Source organism: Pseudomonas sp. K5002, from assembly GCF_013386655.1.
GTDB lineage: Bacteria > Pseudomonadota > Gammaproteobacteria > Pseudomonadales > Pseudomonadaceae > Aquipseudomonas.
Genome location: NZ_JACARK010001074.1, coordinates 1 through 2,167, shown reverse-complemented (window position 1 = coordinate 2,167; position 2,167 = coordinate 1). Strand labels below are relative to the sequence as shown.

Genomic DNA, 2,167 nt, shown 5'->3' with positions numbered 1-2,167 from the left:
AGGCACAGCCGGCGCCGACGATGCCCATCACGGTGGCCAGGGCCAGCACTTCACCGCTGTGTTGCGCGGAGATTGCGGCGCCACTGCTGATGGCGCCGATAAAGGTCCAGACACCGCCGAGGCTGACGTAGAAGGCCAGGATCCCGGCGATGCCCAGCGCAGCCTTCACCCGGGAGACAGGTATCGGCGCTGCATCGGTTTGCTCGCGCGGCGGGCTGCCGGACGGGAAACACCGGGCGAGTGGCAACAGCAGCGTCATCAGTCCCGCAAGAATCAGGTAGCAGGCGCCGAGGCCATAGCGCGCAAACAGTCCGGGCAGCACGCCAAGGCCGATCGCTCCGACCACCAGTTGCCCCATCACCCACAAGCCGTAGACCCGGCTTGGATTGGCAGTGGCAGCCGCGCTGGCCAGGCAGATGATCATCAACGAACCGCCCGCCAAGGCACTCATAAAACGCAAGGCAAGCAAGGTGGCGTAGGTGTCGGCGAGCATCGACAACAGGTTGGCGGCAATGAATGCCACGGCGGCGACCAGGGCTGCCAGGCGCCAGTCCACCCGTTTCAGCCACCAGAAGGCGGGCAGGGTGGCCAGGCTCATCGCCCCCAGCTCGGTGGAGAACAGGTCGCCGATGTGGGACGGGCTCAACTGCCATTGGCTGGCCAGTTGCGCGGCCACCGCCGGTGCGGTCATCAGGATGGTCGGGGTGATGGCGGCGAACAGAATGATCGCCGCCAGCAACGGCCATGACCGTGCTGAAAGGCCGGCGGTTGCAGCGTGGGTCTGAGTGTTCATGGGCAAGCTCCGGGAAAGTGATTCAGAACACATGGACCAGCCGCAACAGGGCGTCGGTGCCTGCGTAGCCGTTGGATGCCGCGACGTTTTGCGAAAGGCTGAACATCACTTGGTTCTGCCGGTCGAGCCAATGCCCTACCTCGAAACCCACCTGGGTGTAGCGCTTGTGGGTGTCGTCGATGCGCTGGTCGTTGATGCGCAGCTCGCCGCCATCGGCGTGGATCAAACGCAGGGCGCCGTAGGTGGCCGGGCTGAAGTCGTAGGAGGCGAAGGCTTGCAGGCGGTACAGCGGGTCTTGCTTGAGGTCGCTGCCGAAATAGTCGTCATTGGTGCCGTACAACTGGGCTTCGAGGTTGGCTTCCAGCACCCATTTCTCGCCAATGCCCTGGGTGTAGTTGTAAACGAAGGTCGCGCCCCAGCGATTGGCCCCGGGGGACACGTCGGGGTTTTTACTGTGGTACTCGCCCACCGGCACGGTGATCAGGCTCAACAGCCCGCTGTAGGTGCGTGAGGCCGGGTCGTTGATGAAAAACAGCGTGCCGCCCACCTGCGGGTCACCAAAGCCGCTCTCGCCGGTGTGCTGGCTGGCGCCGGGCAAGCGCGCATTGATGTCGGCGAACGGCAGGATAAATTGCGGGGTGCACAGCGTGCCGCAGACGTCAGTGAAAAACACCTGGCGGTACGCCACGGCGTTGACCTTCAAGTCGGCCTTGCCGGTGGTGTCGGCCGGGCCGTGGAAATCATCGTAGCGCGTCGCCGGCAAGTACAGCACGCCGAGGCTGGTACCGGACGGCGCGCCGAAAAAGTCCCGGGCGTTGAGGTCGGCGGCCTGGCTGTCGAGGCTCAGTAGGGTGCCGCCCAGCAGCATGGCCAGGTGACGCAAGGTGGAGTGATTCATCGCGAGGCATCTCTTATGGAATGTGATGGATGGCAGCGGAAAATGGGCAAAGGGCGCCCGAGGCCGTCAAAACGACAGCGCAAAAAAGCAACGAATTAAGGGGTGAGGTCAGTCGGGCGGGGCGTGCAGCAAGTGCGCGATGCGCGCCTTGTCCTTGACCCCGAGCTTGCTGTAGATGGCGCGGATGTGATGGCGCACGGTGTTCGGCGACAAGCCCAGGTCGCGGGCGACTTCCTTGTAGGTCTTGCCTTCGCCAAAGCCCTGGGCCACGTCGTTCTCTCTGGGACTGAGCTGGGGCAGGGCGCGGTTGAGGCGCGCGGCCAACAGAAACTGATCGCCCACGGCCGAGGCTTCGATATGGATGTGCTTGCCCTCATGCCCGCGCTGATTCAACGGCACCGGCAGGGCGGGGCCGCTCCATTGCGGCCACTCACTGAGCAGCAGGTCGACAAACCCGCGTTCGGCACACTGCAACA

At 64.4% G+C, this 2,167-nt stretch carries 3 protein-coding genes; all 3 read right to left on the bottom strand.

The window, feature by feature from the left end; genetic code table 11:
• Window positions 1-793, bottom strand: a 793-nt coding sequence (locus HX846_RS33290; protein ID WP_178967060.1) for an MFS transporter, incomplete at its 3' end; no start/stop codon positions are given.
• A 22-nt stretch (window positions 794-815) separates the two neighbouring features.
• Window positions 816-1,661 carry a transporter gene (locus HX846_RS33285; RefSeq protein WP_371317077.1) on the bottom strand — a complete coding sequence of 282 codons (846 nt, stop codon included), beginning with the start codon at window positions 1,659-1,661 and terminating at the stop codon, window positions 816-818.
• Between the two features lie 138 nt (window positions 1,662-1,799).
• The coding region (locus HX846_RS33280) for a helix-turn-helix transcriptional regulator (protein WP_178967059.1) at window positions 1,800-2,167 on the bottom strand (368 nt) is incomplete at its 5' end.

Excerpts from the sequence above, each read along its gene's own strand:
- HX846_RS33285 (WP_371317077.1), bottom strand. The coding sequence starts at position 1,661 with ATGCTGCTGGGCGGCACCCTACTGAGCCTCGACAGCCAGGCCGCCGAC.